Here is an 18,379-nt window from a genome sequence, read left to right as displayed (position 1 = left end):
TAAAAGAATGGGGAAAGAAATGATTTTTGCACCTGCTGAATTATATGTTCTCGCAGGTGCAGCTGGGGTTACCGATATATTTGGATTGCCAAACCGTGACGTAATTATTTTACTTGATGAAGAATGTGTGACAAAAGCAACTACGAGTTTAATAGAAAAAGGCCTACTTACAAGTGAAAACGGAATTACCCCTGCAGCTTTTCAAATGATTGAGCTATTAAAAGAATATGAAAATTGTCATGAATACACGAGAATGAATAATGTATTAATTGGCTTTTTGAAAGAGGATAAAGACCGAGTGGCTGTATTAACGGAAATAGAGCCAAATAAAAAATACGAAATCGACTACATCCCAAAGCCAGACGTATATTTTTCCTTATTAACACGCATCCCTTTCTTATTGAGAGAACCGAGGGAAATAGAAGATACATTTTTCTCAAAGAGAATGACAGAAGAAGAACAACGAACATTTGAGGAAAAAGATTTATCAAATAAAGATGTTATAGCGATAGAAACGTATACGAGGCCTCTGAGTAATAGAGGAGGAAAATGGGAATGTTTCTTATATTTCACTGAAGGAGAAGATTTTGTTCAAATTGATGTAGAACGTAATCGATATGACTGGGTGAGTCTCTATGCGGTAAATAAGAAATTGTATGACGTGTTAAAAATGCCGTATAAAAAATTAATTGACCCGAGACAATTTTCGTTAGGAGGGATTGAATAATGCAAGTATCCATGGGAGATGGTGGTTCTGGTGGTGGAGAAGAAGTATTAGTTAATTTTCAAGAACTACTTGATATAGTAATGAAATTAGAAGATATATATATAATCCATGTAGACGTCATTGGAACGAATATTGAGAGTTTATTAAGCAGTGATTTTTATCAAAAAGGTGAAGCGATGAGAGTAATTGAAAAATACCCTGATATATTACACAAAACACTTGAATTGTCTGAACACTATTTGAGGTCGGCGAAAGTTGTAGGAAATGTATGCGTGGAAATGCTTGAAAAGGACGAACAATTACGTGAAAGATTAAGTAAGTTGTAGAAATCACCATACGGCTGGGGGATGAAAACGAAATGGATGTGAAATATAGACCTGAACCATGGCAAAACATGGGGGATGGTATGAATCGAATTACAAAAGATGCACTCATAAAATTAGGGGACGCAAATGAATCATTAAAAAAAATTGATGGAAGAATACGAGATTTAGACTCAGATGGTAGTATACATTTTAACCCAAAAGATCAATCGCGAAAAATCGGGGAGTTACTCGATAGCTATTTGACATTACAAAGATATTGCGGAGAAGCAGGGCGATTGGTGTCTGAACATATAGATAAACCTTTTTTAGTAGAAATGGATAAATTCGCTCAAAAAATGAGAGATACATCTATTCTTAGTTTCGAAACAAATAACCGAATTGGCTCTACAACAACGACAGTATTACCAGATGCGCACGCGGGATACGGAAGTGTACCGCAAACAATAAAAACAAAAAAAGATAAAATAACTGTAGAAGATATTTTTAAAGATTCACCTGCATTTGATAACGTACTGAGAGGGGAATACAAAGAACTAAAAAAACAAAATCCAGATGCAAAACTAAATTATGAAGAATACAAGAAAGTAGTCCCATCCACACGAGGATTTGAATACAAATCGATAGAAGATGAACAGAAAAAACTAGAAATGGTGCGAGACATAGGAATAGGCGTAGGAATCATCATCACAACAATCCTTTGCCCACCACTCGGGGCCGCTGCCGCAGTAGTATACGGAGGTGTACAAATAAAAAGCGGTATCGACGGAGAAGACTGGGGAACACATAGGAAATTGAGCCAAGAAGAGCGGGTAGGAAACATCATTTTTGGCGGATTAGATGCAATCCCAGTTGTTGGAGCAGTAGGAAAAGGAGTAAAAGCATTCAAAGGCACGAGTGAATTAGCTGATTTAGCGAAATTATTAAAATTCAAAGACGGAATGCCTGGTTTTAATCCAAATTTGGGTGGAAATGTGGTACAATCGCTTAAGGAAAATAATCTATTAAAAAATTTAAAAATACAAGGCTGGAAAACCGTAGATAAGATTAATGATGCGGACTACTTCATTAAAGGTTTAGTGGCAAAAGGTGTGGACGAAACAACCGCCTTCATTAGAGGTGAAGAAGTATTACTTGATGGAAGCGTACGTAGATACGGTGGAACGAACTTCAGTGAAAGCGTAAAAGAAGCCCATGATGCCTCAAAGGCGAGTATTCAGAGTAGGATCTCGAATTTGGAGAGTGGTGGGGTTAAGGGTACGGGTGAAGTTTCTAATAGTAGTGAAAAATTAAGTAGAATAGAATACTTGCGTAATAAATATGGTCGATTTACTCCACAAGAATTAAATCATAGAATTAATTTGCGTGGTGCTGTAGAAAAAGAGGTTGAAAGATTAAATACATTAGGGCTAACCAAAAACGAAATGGGTCCAGCGGTTGCAGGAACATTTGATAAAAGTACTGGAAAATATTATTTTGGAATTAACAATACTGACGGTGATATTCCAGTTACATTGCACCAAATTATTAGGGATCGGATAGAGAACATGCCTAGTAGTGTTAGAGATGGTTATAAATTTACGTATGGAGCAGGTTCCCACGCAGAGGTATACTCCTTGAATCAGGCATTACTTGCGAATCCCAATGCACAGCCAACAGATTTTATTACCCACGTCGTAAGATCTGGTAAGAAATTGAAACCGGCTGGTATGATGATGCCAACCTGTCCACATTGTAATTTTATTACTGAAGGATTTGAATTTAGTTCAGAGGTGAAAAAAATTGGAAAATAAGATGGATGTATTAAGTAAAGAATATGTATTAGAACAGGGTATAGATTTTGATGAGGAACTATGGTTTACCTCTTACAGCGATGAAGTGCTGGATAACCCAGAAGATGAAGATGGAAAACCTTTTACTGGATTAGCTTATGAGTTATATGAAAATGGGAATCTAGCGTATTACTGTTATTATAAGAATGGTTTTAAAGAAGGTAATTATGTTAAATTTCACCATAATGGGAAAGTTAAATCTATAGATTACATGATAAAAGGACAAACAAGAGGTATAAGAAAAATTTGGTATGAAAGCGAAGAACTCAAATATGAAGGAACGTTTAAGTTTGGCGTTTGTTTAAAATATACTGAATGGGATAAACAAGGGAATATAATTAGGCAAAAAGTTGCTCCAACAAAAGAGGAGTTAGGACTAATTACCCGATTATCTGATTGTGATGATAATGAATAATTTTGATGAAAAGAAATTAATACAAGAGTTTTCAAAAATCCAAAGTGAATTATCACCTAGAATTAAATTAGAAAATAATTTTCAAATAGAAGAGATACAATTTATCGCAGGGGTAGATTTGGCTTATTGGGATGTGAATAAAACTAAGTATGGTACATGTTGTATTGTAATCATTGATTATGGTACAAAGGAAGTTGTTGAAAAAGTATACAGTTATGGAGAAATACCAATCCCTTATATTCCAGGTTTCCTTGCATTTAGAGAGTTACCTTTAATAATAGAGGCAGTTAAAAAGCTAACGAAGCAACCAGATATATATATTTTTGATGGTAATGGATATTTACATTATCGTCACATGGGTATTGCTACTCATGCTTCCTTTCTTCTAAATAAACCAACCATTGGTGTAGCAAAAAGTTATCTTAAAATTCGAGATGTAGATTTTATTATGCCAGAGAATCTAAAAGGATCTTACACTGATATTGTAATAAATAATGAAGTCTATGGTCGAACTTTAAGAACGACCAAAAATGTTAAACCTATTTTTGTTTCTTGTGGGAACTGGATTGATTTAGATACAAGTACTGAAATTGTTATGAACTGTATTAATAATGAGAGTCGTTTACCTATTCCTGTTAGATTAGCAGATTTAGAAACACATAAAATGAGGAAGAAGTTAATGGAAGGATAAAATAGTGTATTCTATACGTATTAGGATACAACTATAATGACATGTGGAAGATAATAAACTAACGAACTCGTACAAGCTTCTATGTTAAAATACATTACATTTCAAAGCGTATAAGAGGTGTCATACTTTCACTATAAATTTATAAAACTTACAAACTTAAAGAGATTTATACATTTAGAAAACATATAAGTTTAAAGCACTTGATTGTCAATTAAAGGCAACGAGTGCTTTTTTAATAGATAGACATACTATAAATTTTTAGAAAATATTTTGTATGAATTCAGGCTAATGAATATTACTAGTATTATATAATTGAAAATACATTAGCAAAAGGTGTGGACTCCGTAACGCCATTCGTTAAAGGTGTAGAAATAATGCCAGATGGAAGTGTCGTTAGATCTGGAACGAACTATAGCGGGAAATTCCAAGAAGCCCATGATGCCTCAAAGGCGAGTATTCAGAGTAGGATCTCGAATTTGGAGAGTGGTGGGGTTAAGGGTACGGGTGAAGGTGAAAAGCTTCAAAGAGGAAAATATGCAAATCGCTTGGATAAACTGCATGATAAATTTGGTAAGTTAACACCTGGACAAATTAATGAACGAATTAATTTACGTGCTAAAACAAAGAGTGAATTGGAAAGGCTTAAGCAAATATATAATGGTCGTCCTAATTTTGGAAGAGATAAAATGGGACCAGCTCTTGCGGGGGTTTATGACAAAACAACTGGGGAATATTACTATGCCATAAATACAATAGATGGAGCAGTTCCAGAGCTAGTGCCTTTACTCCAAAATCGACTCAATAACATGCCAAAAGAAGTATTTGATTCTTATAGTTAACTAAGTAAGGGGCTGCTGGCTCGCATGCTGAGGTTTTAGCTGTAAATGAAGCGCTAAAGAGGAATTCTAATGCTCGAATAGAAGATTTAACTGTGAATGTTATAAGAACAGGAATTAATAAGAATAAGCCTGGTGGACTTATGTTCAAGTGTTGTCCACATTGTTCATATTTATTGAAGGAATTTGAAGTGATATCGGAGGTTTCTAAATTTGGAAGATAAAATATTAAATGAAGAATACGTTATGAATAATGGCAAGAAGTTTGGAGAGGATTTTGGATATGGAGGAGATGAATACGATTCTTTTATAGTAGAATATGATCAAGATAATAATGAGCATATTTTTACTGGGATCATTTATGATTGTTATGAGAATGGTAATTTAGCAAATTACTATATGGTTAAGGATGGAATTAAAAATGGAGAAATGGTTAATTTTTATCCAAATGGACAAGTTAAAGAAATTAAACATATAGAGAATAATACTTTAGAAGGTATACAAAAAGAATTTTATGAAAATGGTGTTATAAGATTAATGGAACATAGAGTTTTAGGTAGATTAGTGAGTTTTAAAAAATATGATGAACAAGGAAAAATAGTAGAAGAAATGAAGGAAGCAAACAATGAAATCTAATCAAATTTGTGTTAATGAAATGAGTGAAAAATGAGAAAAGCGCAGGAGTTTTGGGAAATGACCAAAATATGCTGAACTATTAAAAAAGTAAGGGTGATTATTTTGGTAATGAAGGATGCTATGAGCAAATATTTTAATTTAAGAAAAGAATATTTTGATAAAGGGTTAGATTTTTTATTTAAAACGCCATATAATGAAGAAGTGGATTCATTTATATATATAGGTGAAATGGATGATGAAGAAGAAATTTCATGGAAACCTATTGAAAAAAATAATAAGAATGATTTAACGACGATTGAGGAAAAATTTGAAATTAAATTGCACACTTCAATTGATGATTATTTTAATTCTTATTGGTTTGCTGATTTAGATGGATTTATTGGTAATCATTATATTAGGTTAGAACCTGTATTACCAGATATTGAATTGGATTCCTTCGAAAGTAATTTAGAAGGGTATAAAAACAATCATAATAAGGTTGATAAGACTCCAATAGGTGTAGAAGGGAACGGTTTGATAGTTGTGTTAGATAATGTAAGTGGTAAGGTTGAATTGGAGAATTTTGAACGAGGTTCGTTTGAAGCACTTTCGGATAGTCTAGATGAGTTAATTTCTAATTTAAAGTTACAAAAATAATATACTAAGAACATTTATCCCGCTTTAATGGGCAGTAAGACCCCCACCTCAAAATTTAGCGAAAGCAAAGAAGTTAGGTGGGGGATCAACTGCCCATAAAAGTCCGATTGGTTCAACTAATAATCAGTGGGGGATGAAGAAAACCCCCACTGATTAAAGTTTCACTTTATATGAAAAATGTCTGATATGAAGTGTAGACCGAGTGTTAGATACAATTGGACTGCAGTATTTTATAGAAAGATATGATTAAAATCAAGCTAAGACCTACAAAATTTATGCTATTTAAAAAACATATGAAATTAATGCACTTGATTGTCTACGAAAGGCAACAAGTGCTTTTTTTATACATAGGCATGTTATAATTTTATTAGGAGATTATTTATAGACTATATAAATAATTTGAATTCAATTAATAGAAACGATAGATAACATCATAGCAGGATTTGAAAATGTAGAAACTACCTAATCTCAACAGACAGATCTTTATGATCCTAATGAAGAAAAAAATATATATGAGTACATTGTAGATTATTGCAATAGACATATATAGAATAGGAGAAAATATGGCAGTTATAGATTTGGACCAGATAGATGCAATTGGAGTAGAAGGTAAAAACCTAAAGTTGTTAATAATAGACTATCTAGACTGGGAATATGAAGACATGCATCTAGACGTACTACAAGAAAAAATTAATAATTACTTAATATATATTGAAGATAAGCAGTACTTTAAAGATTACGGAGACAACTTTGAGAAAAAAATAATTGATATACATTTCCAACATAGTGTTTCGGAAAATGGATTAAAATTCCTGGATGTAGTTTCCAGTCAGCTAAGTAATACTGACATTTTCATCGATATTCACTTACCAGAAGAATAATTCTTTATTGAGGAGTAATTTCTAATATGAAAGAGGTTATGAAAGACTATTTCGGAAGATTTATAGATAAATGGATGGAGTACAACAACTCATTACCGCAAATAGCATGGAATGAAGATGTAGATGAATTTATATATTTGGGTGAAGAAGATGAAAATGGATATATTTGTTGGAAACCAATGGAGAAGGGAGTGGAATTTTCCTTTGATGAAATTGAAAGTCAATACAACGTTCAGTTACATGATTCGGTGAAGCAGTATTTCACTTCGTATTGGTTTTTAGAATTAACAGGATGGATTTCTTCTTATAATATTAATTTGCATCCTGTTATTCCAAGGATTGAACCAGATTATTTTATTTCACTTGTCAAAGACTATGCGGAATCTAAAAATGATATTTTTAAGTATATCCCAATTGGTTATGAATCAAATGGGATGTTAATAGTGCTAGACAACAATACAGGTGAAATTTTAGTTGAGGATTTTGAATTAAATGAGTATAAACAAATTACAAACAGCTTAGAAAACCTCATTTCACAATTTAAATTTAGGTGTGAAAAATAGAAATGCATACCAATAGGCAGCAAGAAAAAGAGCATTAAGAGATAAAATTGATAAGCTATTTGAACAAGGGTTAACACTTAAAGAAGCGAATGAAAACTCAAACAGTCTTACATAATTTAGATCAAGTTGCCGGGGAGATTTAGTATTTATGTTCTTAATCAAGGTATTGAATAAAGTGAAACTGGGGGTTTTGTTCATCCCCATTGATTATCATCCCTCACCAATTGGGCTTTTACGGGCAGTTGATCCCCCACTTAATTTCATTGCTTTCTTTGAAAAATATCTTCGAGCATGAATGAAGAACAACTAAAAAATACTTATTTGAATGTAAAGTTAATACATTAAAGGAGGAGTTTAAATGGAGCAATATTTAAAAGATTTTAAGTTACATAATAAAGTACCGAGTGAACTCATTGAAAAGTATAAACACGTAGTACCAAATGAAATAATAAATTTTTGGAGTAATTATGGATTTGGTACATTTATGCAAGGATATTTTAAAAGTGTAAATCCAGAGGAATTTAAAGAGATTTTGGAGGAGAGTAGTCAAAGATATAAGGATTCAATAGTATTGTTTGCTACAGGTATGGGAGACTTGGTTATTTGGTCAGATGGATATGTTAGATTACTTAATTACAGGTATGGTATAGTAAAGACCATTATGTTTACATTTAAATTTTTCTTTCAAAATATTGCTGATTTAGAATTCAGGGATGAAGATTTATCTTGGCAGCCTTATCCCGAAGCACTTAAACAATACAATGAGTTAGAGTATGATGAGTGTTTTGGTTATACACCTCTATTAGGGTTAGGTGGAGCAGAAAAAGTAGAGAACTTAAAAAAGGTCAAATTGAAGGAACATATTCTTATTATTACTGCTTTTATGGGGCCAGTAGAGGTATAAGGTTCGTTCTAATGAATTAGACTTACTACTTATTTTCTATTTTACAAGTACATATGAAATTAAAGCACTTGGTTGTCTACTTAAGGCAACCAAGTGCTTTTTTTATTAGTGCATGCAATGCTATAAAATTATTTTATATGAATTCAAGTTAACAAAATTTGCTAATATTATATAATTGAAAATATATTAGCAAAAGAAATGGACAATACCCCATTCTTCATAAAAAATCAAGAAACATTACTTAATGGAAGTGCACGTAAATAGGGTGGAACGAACTTCGGTAGAAAGAGTAAACAATAAAGGAGATATGTAATGAAAATAAATGATGCGGATTTTGGCGAACTTGAGTTTAATAATTATGATTGGATTGGATATAAAAACATTGCTTTTTTTGGGAACGAAGTTAAGGTGATGTTAATAGTTAGGGGAGAAGATGATGGTCATTTTGAGAAAGAACAATATACGGCATATAACTTTTTAATAGATAGATGGCTACAATTACAACAAAGTATTTTAGAGTCTATATTAGATTATTATAAACAAAAAAGATATGAACTTGGTTACGATGTTGAGCCTAACGAAAGTTATCCTTTAATAGAAACAGCTACTCAAGTTCTTGAAAAAATAACCTTAGTTGGAATTTTTATTCCGGATAATGATCTTATCGATTTTCTTGATATTGGACTTACATTTGACTGTACGTGGGATATGGAAAATGGATTAGGCCTTTGTCTTATGAAAGGTGAAGTAACAGAGGTAGGTTATCAGGATGTTGTACTTTAAATTTTGAAGCCTATTTTTATAGAGACAATAATATTGTTTTATTATTCATTCGTAATATATGAGCTGCAGCTTTAAAAGAAAAACCACCAAAAGAAGTAACAGTTAAGGTTGATGTAATATACTTTGGGAATGATATGAGTCTATACAAATTTATAGTTACTTACAATATAGATGGTAAGCCAGGTAATGCAAAATTAAAAATTTTATAAAAGGAGGGAAATGTAGTATGAAAGAGTTTGAAGATAGATTTAGTGAATTGCAAACTGATATGGTATCCATATGCATGGAATATGTTAAAGATAGAGCTGATAAAGTATATATTTACGCTTCATGTGAAGTTACCAACATAGGAGCTAGTTAATACAAAATAACTAGGAGGATTCAAATAATAGAACTGAATTTTTAACTATAGGCAAAAAGTATGTATTAAATGACGATCCTATTACTAATAATGATGAGAAGAAAGTTTAATAAATAGTTTGTAGATTTATGTATAAAAGAATGTGTGAATAGAAAGGTAGTAGAATTATGAAAGAGAAAGTATCCATATGGGTTGGAAATTTTGAGAGTAAGGATGAATTTTTGAATTATACAAATAATAAATATACAGAAGATGGAGATAGTATATCTTCTAATTTCGAAAAGGACTTTAATTTGATTTATTATGATCGTGATTTAGTTGAAAAGGAATGGGTTAGTCGATCAAAAAATAATATAAAGGATTTATTGAAAGGTTTTTCTTACGTTGATCAATTTATTCAACGATTTAAGTATACAAACTGTGAAAAGAAATTTAACGCAGCCATTTTAATTTACAATATGGAATACAATGCTAAGCAAAGAAAGGTTAAATATAAAAGTAACGAATTAGAATTTGTTGGAATTTATCAATATAGTATACCTATTGATGATAGATGGTAAATTTAAAGTTGGCTATAATTATGAGTATCTTCCAGAGGTAAATTCGTATGAATGACAATATGGGAATATACAATTTAACCTCATACCTAAATCTAATTTCAAAAAGAAATATTTGGACATTCATGAAGGGAAGAAAGTTTGAGTACAGTGGATTGTACTAGTACTGGATTGAGCATATTAAAACTTATAGTAGATTAATACAAATTCATATTAGTGTAAATGTCAAGATGATCATGTACATTTTCACTTGTTTAAGCATGTACAAATTTAATCGTTTTCTTTACTGAAATGATCTTTAATTCGGTATGATTGTCCTACAATGCTAACAACGGTAGCGTGATGTAATACACGATCTAGTATGGCATTAGCTATTTTAGGGTCCTGAAAGATTTCATCCCATGATTTGAAATTTACATTTGTAGTTAAAATCGTACTACGTTTTTCATAACGCATATCAATGAGTTGGAAAAATAATTTTGCATCCTCCGGATCAATTGGTAAATACCCAATTTCATCGATGATAAGCAATTTATACTTTGTGTAGTGTTTTAATCTTGATTCTAGACGATTCTCAAGCTTTGCACGCTTCAAATTTTGAAGTAAATCATGACACTTAATAAAATAAGTGCTTGTTCGTTTTTTAGCTGCTGCTATACCTACCGATGTCGCTAAATGGGTTTTACCAACACCACTAGGTCCTAAAAATACTATGTTTTCTTGTTGTTCTAGGAAACGTAGAGAAATAAAATCTAAGATTTGTTGTTTATTAATACTTGGCTGGAATTCAAAATCAAATGCATCAATCTCCTTTCTATGAGGGAATGCGCCCATTTTTACCATAGAGTGAATCATATTTTGTTCTCTTACATCAATTTCATAGTTTGTCAGCTTAACCAGTGCTTCCACGAATGACAATTGATTATTAATACTAAAATCAACGACTTCCCCTAAATGTTGTGTCATTTGTTTTAATTTTAAATACTCTAGGTTTGTGGTTAACTGTTGATAGCTATTCTTCATTTCTATATACCTCACCAATTACTGATAAATTTTGTTTCGCCAAATTGTCAATGTTCGGATATTTTGGTAGTGACTTAGCCAATGCGTTTTTATAATGTTCTTCTTTATAATTAAGCTTAGATTGACTGATTTTATGTTGTACAATTAACTTCATGTTATGATAAACATATATTTGATTATCATAGACTTGTAGACCAACGGTCTTACCTTGATACTCAGCTGGCACTGAGTATTGATTTGATTTGTAAGATATCATTCCTGACGCATTTACTTTTACAAGCTTATGTTTAATCTTATAGGAATCTCTTATTGTACTCGTAGGGAGTGGCTGTAAGAGATTCTTTTCTTGTTTTAAGGCAAACACCGGAATCTTACCAGTTCCCTGATGAAACGTTTGATTAATTCTTTTACATAACCTTTGTACAAATTCATGCAATTCTTCAAAAGTAAACTTGCCTTGATAAGCATGAATTTCATCTAGAAGTTTCATTGGAGCTTCTATTTTTCCTTTTGTATTTGGACGTCCTGCAATACAAGGTTGTACCTTAAATCCGAAATCCTGGGCAAATTGTGCAAACTTATTATTAATTGTTCCTGAAAAATGTTCTGTTCGAGCCTCATCCATTACAGTTTTCATATTATCTGTAACGATTACCTTCGGTACGCCACCAAACGCTTCAAATGCCTCTGTCATAAATGACAGTAATACACTTTGGGATTTTGAAATATTCAAGTGGAAAACTCTAAAGCGTGAATAAGATAGTAGAAGTACAGCCACATTTACAAATATCGTTTCACCATCTTTCGTTTCAAACTTTATGCTTTCTTTCCAATCTAATTGCGCTTGTTCAGCAGGAGGTGTTTCATAACGAACCTTTCCTGGTAAGTTTGAAGCAATACGTTTACCATCCTTAAAATATTTTTTGAATTCAGGTTTCCTATTGATATAGGCACGAAAAGTAGACTGGGAACATTGCAAACCATGATTATCCGTTAGATATTGCCATAGAACCCGCATATAGTAAAAAGTTTGTTTAGATTCATCTGATAAAAGATCTACAATCACTTCATAATAGGCATCGATTTTTGATGTTCTATTTTTGGTTCCTTTTGGTATAAAGCCATTCATGTATTTATCAATGGTACGTCGATCAACCTTCAATTCTCGCGCTAGTTGACTTTTATTTATTTTCATCTTTAAGTTCTCCATTAAATTTTTAAAATTAGACAAGTCTGTAAGACTTTTAATTGTAAATTCCGTTGGAATATCTAGTTTGATATACACACTAACCACCTCAAAGTCAGTATGTAGAATCCTGTTGAAAATGTACATGCTTATTCAAGTGTTAATGTGTACATTTAAACTAGCATTTATATATTAGTTTAATAATCAATGTAAAAAGATGATGTAATACATATACTATTAGAATGAAAGCATGAGGAGAGGCAATTTATGATAATAATGAATAATTACTCCAAGGTAGGAACATATATCATGTTAGAAACTAGCGGATATTCAATAGTAGAAAAGAACAAGGTAGAGTTGGTTAGACAAGGTGTTGGAGGATTTAGTGAAGATGGACAGGTAGTTGGTATATATATTAAAAATAACAAATTATATTTTTTCTATAATGAACTTTCATTTGAAACATTGATAGGTAATTTAATTTGTGTAAATAGGTATATTTCCAAATTTGAAAGATGTTTTAGTGTAATAATAGCAGGCCGAAATATCTGCCATATAGTTTACGAGCCTTTTATTGATCCAGGAATGATCTATTATGATGCAGATCCTGAAGAGTTTGATGTGTTACTATACTTAAGTAAATTATTGAAGAACGAGGATTCTATTAAGAGATTTTTGTACGGAATGGAAATGCTAAAAGAGCAGCATAAAGAATAGTGTTTTGGGTGTGGATACATTGAACTTTAAAATGTAGTACCATTACGAGTTAATTTGAATAACGCTATAAAAAATTATCGGCATCTTTACGGAGAAAAAAAGAAGTTGAGATAAGGGGATTAATATGCAAAATATTCAACTAGCTAAAGAAATTCGTACAGCCATTAAGCAAAATAATGTTAAAGGTGTAGTTGAGTTAATTGGTTCAGATACTGAGCTCTTGAATATGTCGATGAGACCGTTTGGAACTTTTCTTCATGTTGCAGCCACACATGGAAAGCTTGAAATAGTCAAGCGACTTATAGAATTAGGTGCTGATATAAATAAGCGCGGTGATGTATATGGTGGTGGGGCACTTAACCAAGCGGCTTCAAAAGGACAGTTTGAAATTGTTAGGTATCTATTGACTTGTGGAGCTGAAATGGATACGAGTGAACCGGAAAGGAATCCTTTGTTTGGTGCTATTCAGGGTGGATATATAGATATTGTAAAACTTCTGATTGAAAATGGAATTGACATTCACGTTAAGTACACGGGAGAATATATGAAAAATATGAATGCGTTAGCATTTGCACATGAACAAGGGCAAATAGAAATAGCGAATTTATTGGATGCTACTAAAAAAGGGGCATATAAAGATACTGGGGAAAATGAAAAAACTGAGATTTTAGATTATATAACAGAACAATTCGGCCCCATTGAGGATACTATCAGTGAAATCATACCCGGTAGTAAGGTATCAATTGATATTCAAATTATATTGCCATCAAAAAAACATGATTTTATAACTCTTGTGACTACTGGGATGAGTGATTTTGCAATGGATGATTCGGAAGACAGTAAGGGATTTAAGTATGCTGAATTAGTATTAAAGTTGCCTGCAAATTGGCCAATAAACAAAACAGAATTGACGTACAAAGATAATTATTGGCCTTTGAAGTGGTTGAGAATGGCTGCTCACATACCTCATAAATATGATGGTTGGTTAGAGGAAGGGGTCATTCTTCCAAATGGAGAACCTCCAATGCCATTTGCTTCTAATACAGAATTATCATGTATTTTAATCGGTAGATCTAAAGAGGTAAGAAGTTTTGTAGATTCAGAAAATAGAATGATTAATTTTTATACTTTAATACCTATTTATACAGAAGAAAGAATCAAAGCTTTACAAAAAGGACATGAATATTTAATAGGAAAATTTGATGAATGTGGTGTTTCAGATGTACTTGATATTAAAAGAGAAAACATTGGGTTAAAAGAACAAGACTAGAGGTATTACATTTACTTGTTATAATATGTTTGATACGTAAGAATATTATGCCAGTATCCATTGACCATGGATGCTGGTTTTTTAACAGATATAAAAAATTGTAAGATTGAGTATATGTTTTTGAATGAAATTGCTTTAAAACTGGGGTATGCTGTAAATATTACTGGTAAAATTATATCATTTAGATAACTAGATACATGTGATAGTTGTAGCAAAGTAATAGCTGAATTTGCTAATAAATATAAGAATATTGAATTGGAAGTTATTCGCAATAACGATGAAAGACTTAAACTATAAAAGAGGAGTGATATCATGGAAGACTGGGAATATAATGAAATATTTGAGGTGATTAACGAAGACTATAATAATTATTTAAAATTAAATAGGGGACATGATTATGCAATAGCAAGAACTGTTAATGAATATATAAATCTTGGAAAGGTAGAAGACTTTATTGTTGATACTGCTGTAGGTGAAATATGGTTATCCAAAAATAAGGTCTTTATTGGGTATGTCGAAGGGATAACAAAGAGATTAAGTATGTTTAAAGATTTAGATGTTACAAACGAACTGACACATGAAGAAATAGCAGACTTGACTAATAGGGTAGAGAAAGTACTAGATGGTCTTAGTAAGGTTGAGATAAATTATAACCTTTATTTCGAGTAGTTATTTGCGAAATTGAACAAGAATATTTTTAAATTATGAATTAATGATTTGTTTTTTATGGATATTTACTTTGGACAACATGAATGATGATATGCTGAAATTCAGAGCCCATGAAGGTAGTACCATCATGGAGTACAATGTGCGATGATAGAATAGAAAACAAAGTACGAGCTTAGGCAAAATGAAATTTTACATAGTGGTGAATATCAACACATGGAATGGGCATGAAACCAATAAACTCGTAAGTTTTTACGTAGTAGTTGTCAATACATATAAAAGGTGCCATAGTACTCTAAAACTTACAAAATTAATGCTATTTAAAAGAGATGAACTTTGAGTACTTGATTGTCAGCTAAAGACAACAAGTGCTTTTTATTTTAAGATTACAACATAGGGTACGGGTAATGTACCTAAAGGCTATTATCAATCAAGATGCAAATGGAAAAAGGCATCGACCTAATGAGGAATATGCCTGGGAAAGGCTCCAATACGGGTAGAGAAGTAAATGGAAAGAATGGGAAATTCAATTTCATCGAAAATCCATACAAAACGTGATGCTGAAATAGAATTTATGGCAAGTGATAATAAATGGTATCCTCTAGATCAAGCAGATATGGCTCATTTAACTGATTCAGTTTCATGGTGGAATAGTACATACAGGTAGATATTATGGAGCGGAGTCCCCAAAGGTTAGAGAATGGATGTTAGACTCCAATAATTATGTATTAGATCATGATAGTTTAAATCGATTCGCAGGTACAAAGTTAAATGAAAATTACTTGCCACCAAATAAATAATTATTGGGAGGATTTATATTGGAACTCAACGATCAAGTGTATGACCAAATTGTGAGATTATGTAACGAAGGAGATGCTTTTGTTGAAAAAGGAAAAGATGATAAAGCAATAGAGAGCTATATTGCTGCTCTGGATTTGGTTCCGTTGCCGAAGACCGATTGGGAAACAAGTACATGGATTTATACAGCATTAGGAGATACTTATTTTTTAAATCGTGAGTATGAGAAAGCAAAAAGTAATTTATATAATGCGCTAAACTGTCCGGATGGTATTGCAAATCCATTTATTTTACTGAGACTTGGAGAGAGTATATTCGAGTGTGGGGAGCTTGATAAAGCTAAGGAGTATCTGTTAAGAGCTTACATTTTAGACGGCTATAAACTCTTTTTTAAGGAGGATGATAAGTATTTTGAATTGATTAAGGATATGATTTGAGGAGGGTAAATATGGCTATTTTACAATCACCTATAAAAGAAGAATTTGAAAGTCTTTTGGAAAAAAGCAATGAACAATTTCATAATGGTAACTATAATGATTCTATTGTGTTACTAGAAGAGGCATGGGATATAATACCTAATCCTAAAGGTATTTATTGTGAAGAAAGTTACCATTTAGCTAAGGATGTTATCTCTACTTGTTTTATGGTAAATGATTTAAAAAAAGCAAAGGAGTGGGCAGATAAAATATTTTTAACTGGATTTGCGCGTATAGATTCCGGTGATAAGGAATTTATTGCAGGAAAAGTTTCTTTTGAACTAGGTGATTTAGAAACCGCAAAAGAATTTTTTAGTATTGCCAATAAAAAATCAGAAGGTAGATGTTTTGGGAATCCGAAGAATACTAAGTATCTGAAAGTTTTAAAAAGTTAAATGTTTAGCTGCGTAAAAAGAATTTAAGAAGCTGATTACATTATATCTGAAACAGTATGCCTGATTTATTACCATTAGAACATAGAAAAATTGGAAAGGAGGATTAATATGGAAAGTCCAGGAGCTGTTTCTCTTTGGTTTGGAAATGGTACTAGCAAAATGGTGTTAAGAAAGTATGTAGAAATAAAATATGATAATGAGGGGAACAGAATTCCTTCGCGTTTTATGACTGATTTTCAAATAGATTTCATTGAGTATAACCAAGACTTATTAGAATGTACATATAATGAACATGTTACATCTTCTTTGCCTGAATTACTACAGAATGCTTCGTATTCTGAATCAATCATAAGTGAACTGATAGACTTTTATGGTGAAAATTTAGAAGAACAATACAATACTGTCATTAGGTTATATGATTTTGAGTATGAAGAACTTGTTGAAGAAGCAAAACTGGATGGTGGAAACCTGAAGTATATGGGATCGGTAATTTATGAAGATTAGAAGTTTAATGTAATAATAGGGATGGAGTAAAAATGACAATGATACAATTTAATTCTTATCATCAAAAAGTAGAGATAAAGAGAAATTTAGAACTTATTAACTTAGAACATAAAAAAATTAGAGAGTATGTAAATTTTGATGTATGTTCTTTTGAGCAATTAGATGAATTTCAAGTAGGATACAGCATTGACACCGATGGAAACTCCCTTGTAACCGATGAGGAAGATACTTGGGACGCAAATTGGATTGTTATTGCATATGAAACTATGTGTGGAGATCCAATTATTATTGATTTAAGTGAGGAAAGATACCCTATATCTTCACTCATGCACGGAATGGACAGTTGGAGTGGTGGCGATTTTCTTGCAGATTCCATGGAATCATTTATTAATTTTATGAAAGATATAGGTGATTTTCTAACTGAGAAACAAGTGTTAGAAGGTAAAATAATGATACAAACTAAAGAATTGGAAATATTGCTAAATGAGTTTTTGGAAAGAAATAAATTTACTGATTTTGAAATATGGCACTCTTTATTAAGTCCATTATTTGATATTGCAGAAGAATATGAGCAAACAATGGAGATAAAAGTAAAAAAGATGAAGGAAGAAGGAAAGAAAATAACGGAGATTGCTCACATGCTTAATATAAAGCCTAAAGAAGTGTATGAGTATATTAAAAAAGTTTAATAGAAACTCTTCACTTTTAAGAGAATAATCAAGCACGATGAATGGAGCAATACAGGCAGAAAATGCTTGGATTTTTTATAAAGCCGAAACAAAAAATCTGCTGAAGAAGAATCCATTTTGATCAATCTTTTTTTCAAAATGGATTCTTTTTATTTATTGTAAAACCTAGGATTAAGAGTTGTTTTTGATTAGACTTTATTTCTATTGATCATATAAATATTCTTGAAGAAGTAGAAAGAGACCTTGAGATGTGTGCACTAAATCGTTTAGTAAATGGAAAAGTGGATAATTTTTATGAAAAGGTATTTAAAGTGTATAAAATGGGAGGATGGCCTTGTGGATGGAAAGGTGAGTACATGAAAGGGAAAATGATTGTCTACTTACCAAATGAAAAATGAAGGCTTACATACCGACATACTTTATGAATTTCATGAAATCTATTGCGAAACGATTATAGAGAGAGGACAGGCGATACGTTTAAATATCTTAATAGTTTAGGAGGGATTATTA

General features: G+C 31.7%; 23 protein-coding genes and 4 pseudogenes. 25 read left to right on the top strand and 2 right to left on the bottom strand.

Annotation, left to right across the window (positions count from 1 at the left end; translation table 11 throughout):
• The first annotated feature begins 7 nt into the window (after nucleotides 1-7).
• The 15 genes and pseudogenes from QCI41_RS06710 (at nucleotide 8) to QCI41_RS06640 (ending at nucleotide 10,148) form a co-directional block, all read left to right on the top strand.
• A complete protein-coding gene (locus QCI41_RS06710) occupies nucleotides 8-727 on the top strand; it encodes a DUF5081 family protein (protein ID WP_353837872.1) in 720 nt (239 codons plus the stop codon).
• Nucleotides 727-1,053 (top strand): MFS transporter, encoded by a 327-nt coding sequence (locus QCI41_RS06705; RefSeq protein WP_098210219.1) that lies wholly within the window; start codon nucleotides 727-729, stop codon nucleotides 1,051-1,053. The genes QCI41_RS06710 and QCI41_RS06705 overlap by 1 nt, the downstream gene beginning before the upstream one ends.
• Nucleotides 1,054-1,085: 32 nt before the next feature.
• Nucleotides 1,086-2,843 carry a YwqJ-related putative deaminase gene (locus tag QCI41_RS06700; RefSeq protein WP_353837873.1) on the top strand — a complete coding sequence of 586 codons (1,758 nt, stop codon included), beginning with the start codon at nucleotides 1,086-1,088 and terminating at the stop codon, nucleotides 2,841-2,843.
• 1 nt (nucleotide 2,844) lies between these two features.
• Complete coding sequence (locus tag QCI41_RS06695) at nucleotides 2,845-3,297, top strand: toxin-antitoxin system YwqK family antitoxin (RefSeq protein WP_063538383.1); 453 nt, start codon at nucleotides 2,845-2,847, stop codon at nucleotides 3,295-3,297.
• Nucleotides 3,290-3,988, top strand: a complete 699-nt coding sequence (locus QCI41_RS06690) for an endonuclease V (protein ID WP_033690210.1) — start codon at nucleotides 3,290-3,292, stop codon at nucleotides 3,986-3,988. Before QCI41_RS06695 ends, QCI41_RS06690 begins: the two co-directional genes overlap by 8 nt.
• A gap of 335 nt (nucleotides 3,989-4,323) precedes the next feature.
• Nucleotides 4,324-4,506 (top strand): annotated as a pseudogene (locus tag QCI41_RS06685) (toxin); the annotation flags it as partial.
• A gap of 347 nt (nucleotides 4,507-4,853) precedes the next feature.
• Nucleotides 4,854-5,048 (top strand): annotated as a pseudogene (locus tag QCI41_RS06680) (YwqJ-related putative deaminase); the annotation flags it as partial.
• Nucleotides 5,038-5,460, top strand: a complete 423-nt coding sequence (locus tag QCI41_RS06675) for a toxin-antitoxin system YwqK family antitoxin (RefSeq protein WP_064459715.1) — start codon at nucleotides 5,038-5,040, stop codon at nucleotides 5,458-5,460. The pseudogene QCI41_RS06680 and the gene QCI41_RS06675, both read left to right, overlap by 11 nt.
• Nucleotides 5,461-5,580: 120 nt before the next feature.
• Nucleotides 5,581-6,096, top strand: coding sequence for a SecY-interacting protein Syd (locus tag QCI41_RS06670; RefSeq protein ID WP_353838860.1), 516 nt, complete (start codon nucleotides 5,581-5,583; stop codon nucleotides 6,094-6,096).
• A gap of 563 nt (nucleotides 6,097-6,659) precedes the next feature.
• The gene (locus tag QCI41_RS06665) at nucleotides 6,660-6,977 is read left to right on the top strand and encodes a DUF6572 domain-containing protein (protein ID WP_000268266.1); all 318 of its coding nucleotides are present in this window, start codon (nucleotides 6,660-6,662) and stop codon (nucleotides 6,975-6,977) included.
• A gap of 26 nt (nucleotides 6,978-7,003) precedes the next feature.
• Nucleotides 7,004-7,540: a SecY-interacting protein Syd gene (locus tag QCI41_RS06660; protein WP_353837874.1), complete on the top strand. Its 537-nt coding sequence runs from the start codon at nucleotides 7,004-7,006 to the stop codon at nucleotides 7,538-7,540.
• 358 nt (nucleotides 7,541-7,898) lie between these two features.
• Nucleotides 7,899-8,444 carry a T6SS immunity protein Tdi1 domain-containing protein gene (locus tag QCI41_RS06655; RefSeq protein ID WP_106075001.1) on the top strand — a complete coding sequence of 182 codons (546 nt, stop codon included), beginning with the start codon at nucleotides 7,899-7,901 and terminating at the stop codon, nucleotides 8,442-8,444.
• A 312-nt stretch (nucleotides 8,445-8,756) separates the two neighbouring features.
• Nucleotides 8,757-9,227: a DUF6985 domain-containing protein gene (locus QCI41_RS06650; RefSeq protein WP_353837875.1), complete on the top strand. Its 471-nt coding sequence runs from the start codon at nucleotides 8,757-8,759 to the stop codon at nucleotides 9,225-9,227.
• Between the two features lie 226 nt (nucleotides 9,228-9,453).
• Entirely contained in the window at nucleotides 9,454-9,588 is a 135-nt protein-coding gene (locus QCI41_RS06645) for a hypothetical protein (protein ID WP_353838894.1), read from the top strand.
• A 167-nt stretch (nucleotides 9,589-9,755) separates the two neighbouring features.
• Nucleotides 9,756-10,148 (top strand): immunity 22 family protein, encoded by a 393-nt coding sequence (locus tag QCI41_RS06640; protein WP_353837876.1) that lies wholly within the window; start codon nucleotides 9,756-9,758, stop codon nucleotides 10,146-10,148.
• A gap of 267 nt (nucleotides 10,149-10,415) precedes the next feature.
• Here the strand turns inward: QCI41_RS06640 and istB are convergent, their stop codons facing one another.
• Nucleotides 10,416-11,168 (bottom strand): IS21-like element IS232 family helper ATPase IstB, encoded by a 753-nt coding sequence (gene istB / locus QCI41_RS06635; protein WP_098866930.1) that lies wholly within the window; start codon nucleotides 11,166-11,168, stop codon nucleotides 10,416-10,418.
• Nucleotides 11,158-12,453: an IS21 family transposase gene (gene istA, locus QCI41_RS06630; RefSeq protein WP_353836570.1), complete on the bottom strand. Its 1,296-nt coding sequence runs from the start codon at nucleotides 12,451-12,453 to the stop codon at nucleotides 11,158-11,160. Before istA ends, istB begins: the two co-directional genes overlap by 11 nt.
• 168 nt (nucleotides 12,454-12,621) lie before the next feature.
• Here istA and QCI41_RS06625 point away from each other — a divergent pair, with 168 nt between their 5' ends.
• From QCI41_RS06625 to QCI41_RS06580, 10 genes and pseudogenes are all read left to right on the top strand, one after another.
• Nucleotides 12,622-13,071, top strand: a complete 450-nt coding sequence (locus QCI41_RS06625; protein WP_353837877.1) for a hypothetical protein — start codon at nucleotides 12,622-12,624, stop codon at nucleotides 13,069-13,071.
• 124 nt (nucleotides 13,072-13,195) lie between these two features.
• Nucleotides 13,196-14,341, top strand: coding sequence for a suppressor of fused domain protein (locus QCI41_RS06620; RefSeq protein WP_353837878.1), 1,146 nt, complete (start codon nucleotides 13,196-13,198; stop codon nucleotides 14,339-14,341).
• 201 nt (nucleotides 14,342-14,542) lie between these two features.
• A pseudogene (locus tag QCI41_RS06615) lies at nucleotides 14,543-14,638 on the top strand (deaminase domain-containing protein); the annotation flags it as partial.
• A 15-nt stretch (nucleotides 14,639-14,653) separates the two neighbouring features.
• The gene (locus tag QCI41_RS06610) at nucleotides 14,654-15,010 is read left to right on the top strand and encodes an Imm3 family immunity protein (RefSeq protein WP_353837879.1); all 357 of its coding nucleotides are present in this window, start codon (nucleotides 14,654-14,656) and stop codon (nucleotides 15,008-15,010) included.
• A 505-nt stretch (nucleotides 15,011-15,515) separates the two neighbouring features.
• Entirely contained in the window at nucleotides 15,516-15,674 is a 159-nt protein-coding gene (locus QCI41_RS06605; RefSeq protein WP_353837880.1) for a hypothetical protein, read from the top strand.
• 151 nt (nucleotides 15,675-15,825) lie between these two features.
• Nucleotides 15,826-16,242 (top strand): tetratricopeptide repeat protein, encoded by a 417-nt coding sequence (locus QCI41_RS06600; RefSeq protein ID WP_353837881.1) that lies wholly within the window; start codon nucleotides 15,826-15,828, stop codon nucleotides 16,240-16,242.
• 11 nt (nucleotides 16,243-16,253) lie between these two features.
• Nucleotides 16,254-16,676 carry a hypothetical protein gene (locus QCI41_RS06595; protein ID WP_283793120.1) on the top strand — a complete coding sequence of 141 codons (423 nt, stop codon included), beginning with the start codon at nucleotides 16,254-16,256 and terminating at the stop codon, nucleotides 16,674-16,676.
• Nucleotides 16,677-16,784: 108 nt separating this feature from the next.
• Entirely contained in the window at nucleotides 16,785-17,180 is a 396-nt protein-coding gene (locus QCI41_RS06590; RefSeq protein WP_353837882.1) for an immunity 22 family protein, read from the top strand.
• A 32-nt stretch (nucleotides 17,181-17,212) separates the two neighbouring features.
• Nucleotides 17,213-17,869 carry an SMI1/KNR4 family protein gene (locus QCI41_RS06585; RefSeq protein ID WP_353837883.1) on the top strand — a complete coding sequence of 219 codons (657 nt, stop codon included), beginning with the start codon at nucleotides 17,213-17,215 and terminating at the stop codon, nucleotides 17,867-17,869.
• 194 nt (nucleotides 17,870-18,063) lie between these two features.
• A pseudogene (locus tag QCI41_RS06580) lies at nucleotides 18,064-18,267 on the top strand (cytoplasmic protein); the annotation flags it as partial.
• Nucleotides 18,268-18,379: the final 112 nt, after the last annotated feature.

This window comes from Bacillus cereus group sp. MG4 (assembly GCF_040460055.1).
GTDB lineage: Bacteria > Bacillota > Bacilli > Bacillales > Bacillaceae_G > Bacillus_A > Bacillus_A wiedmannii.
The sequence above is the reverse complement of the archived record's forward strand: the minus strand, read 5'-3'. Positions and strand labels throughout refer to the sequence as shown.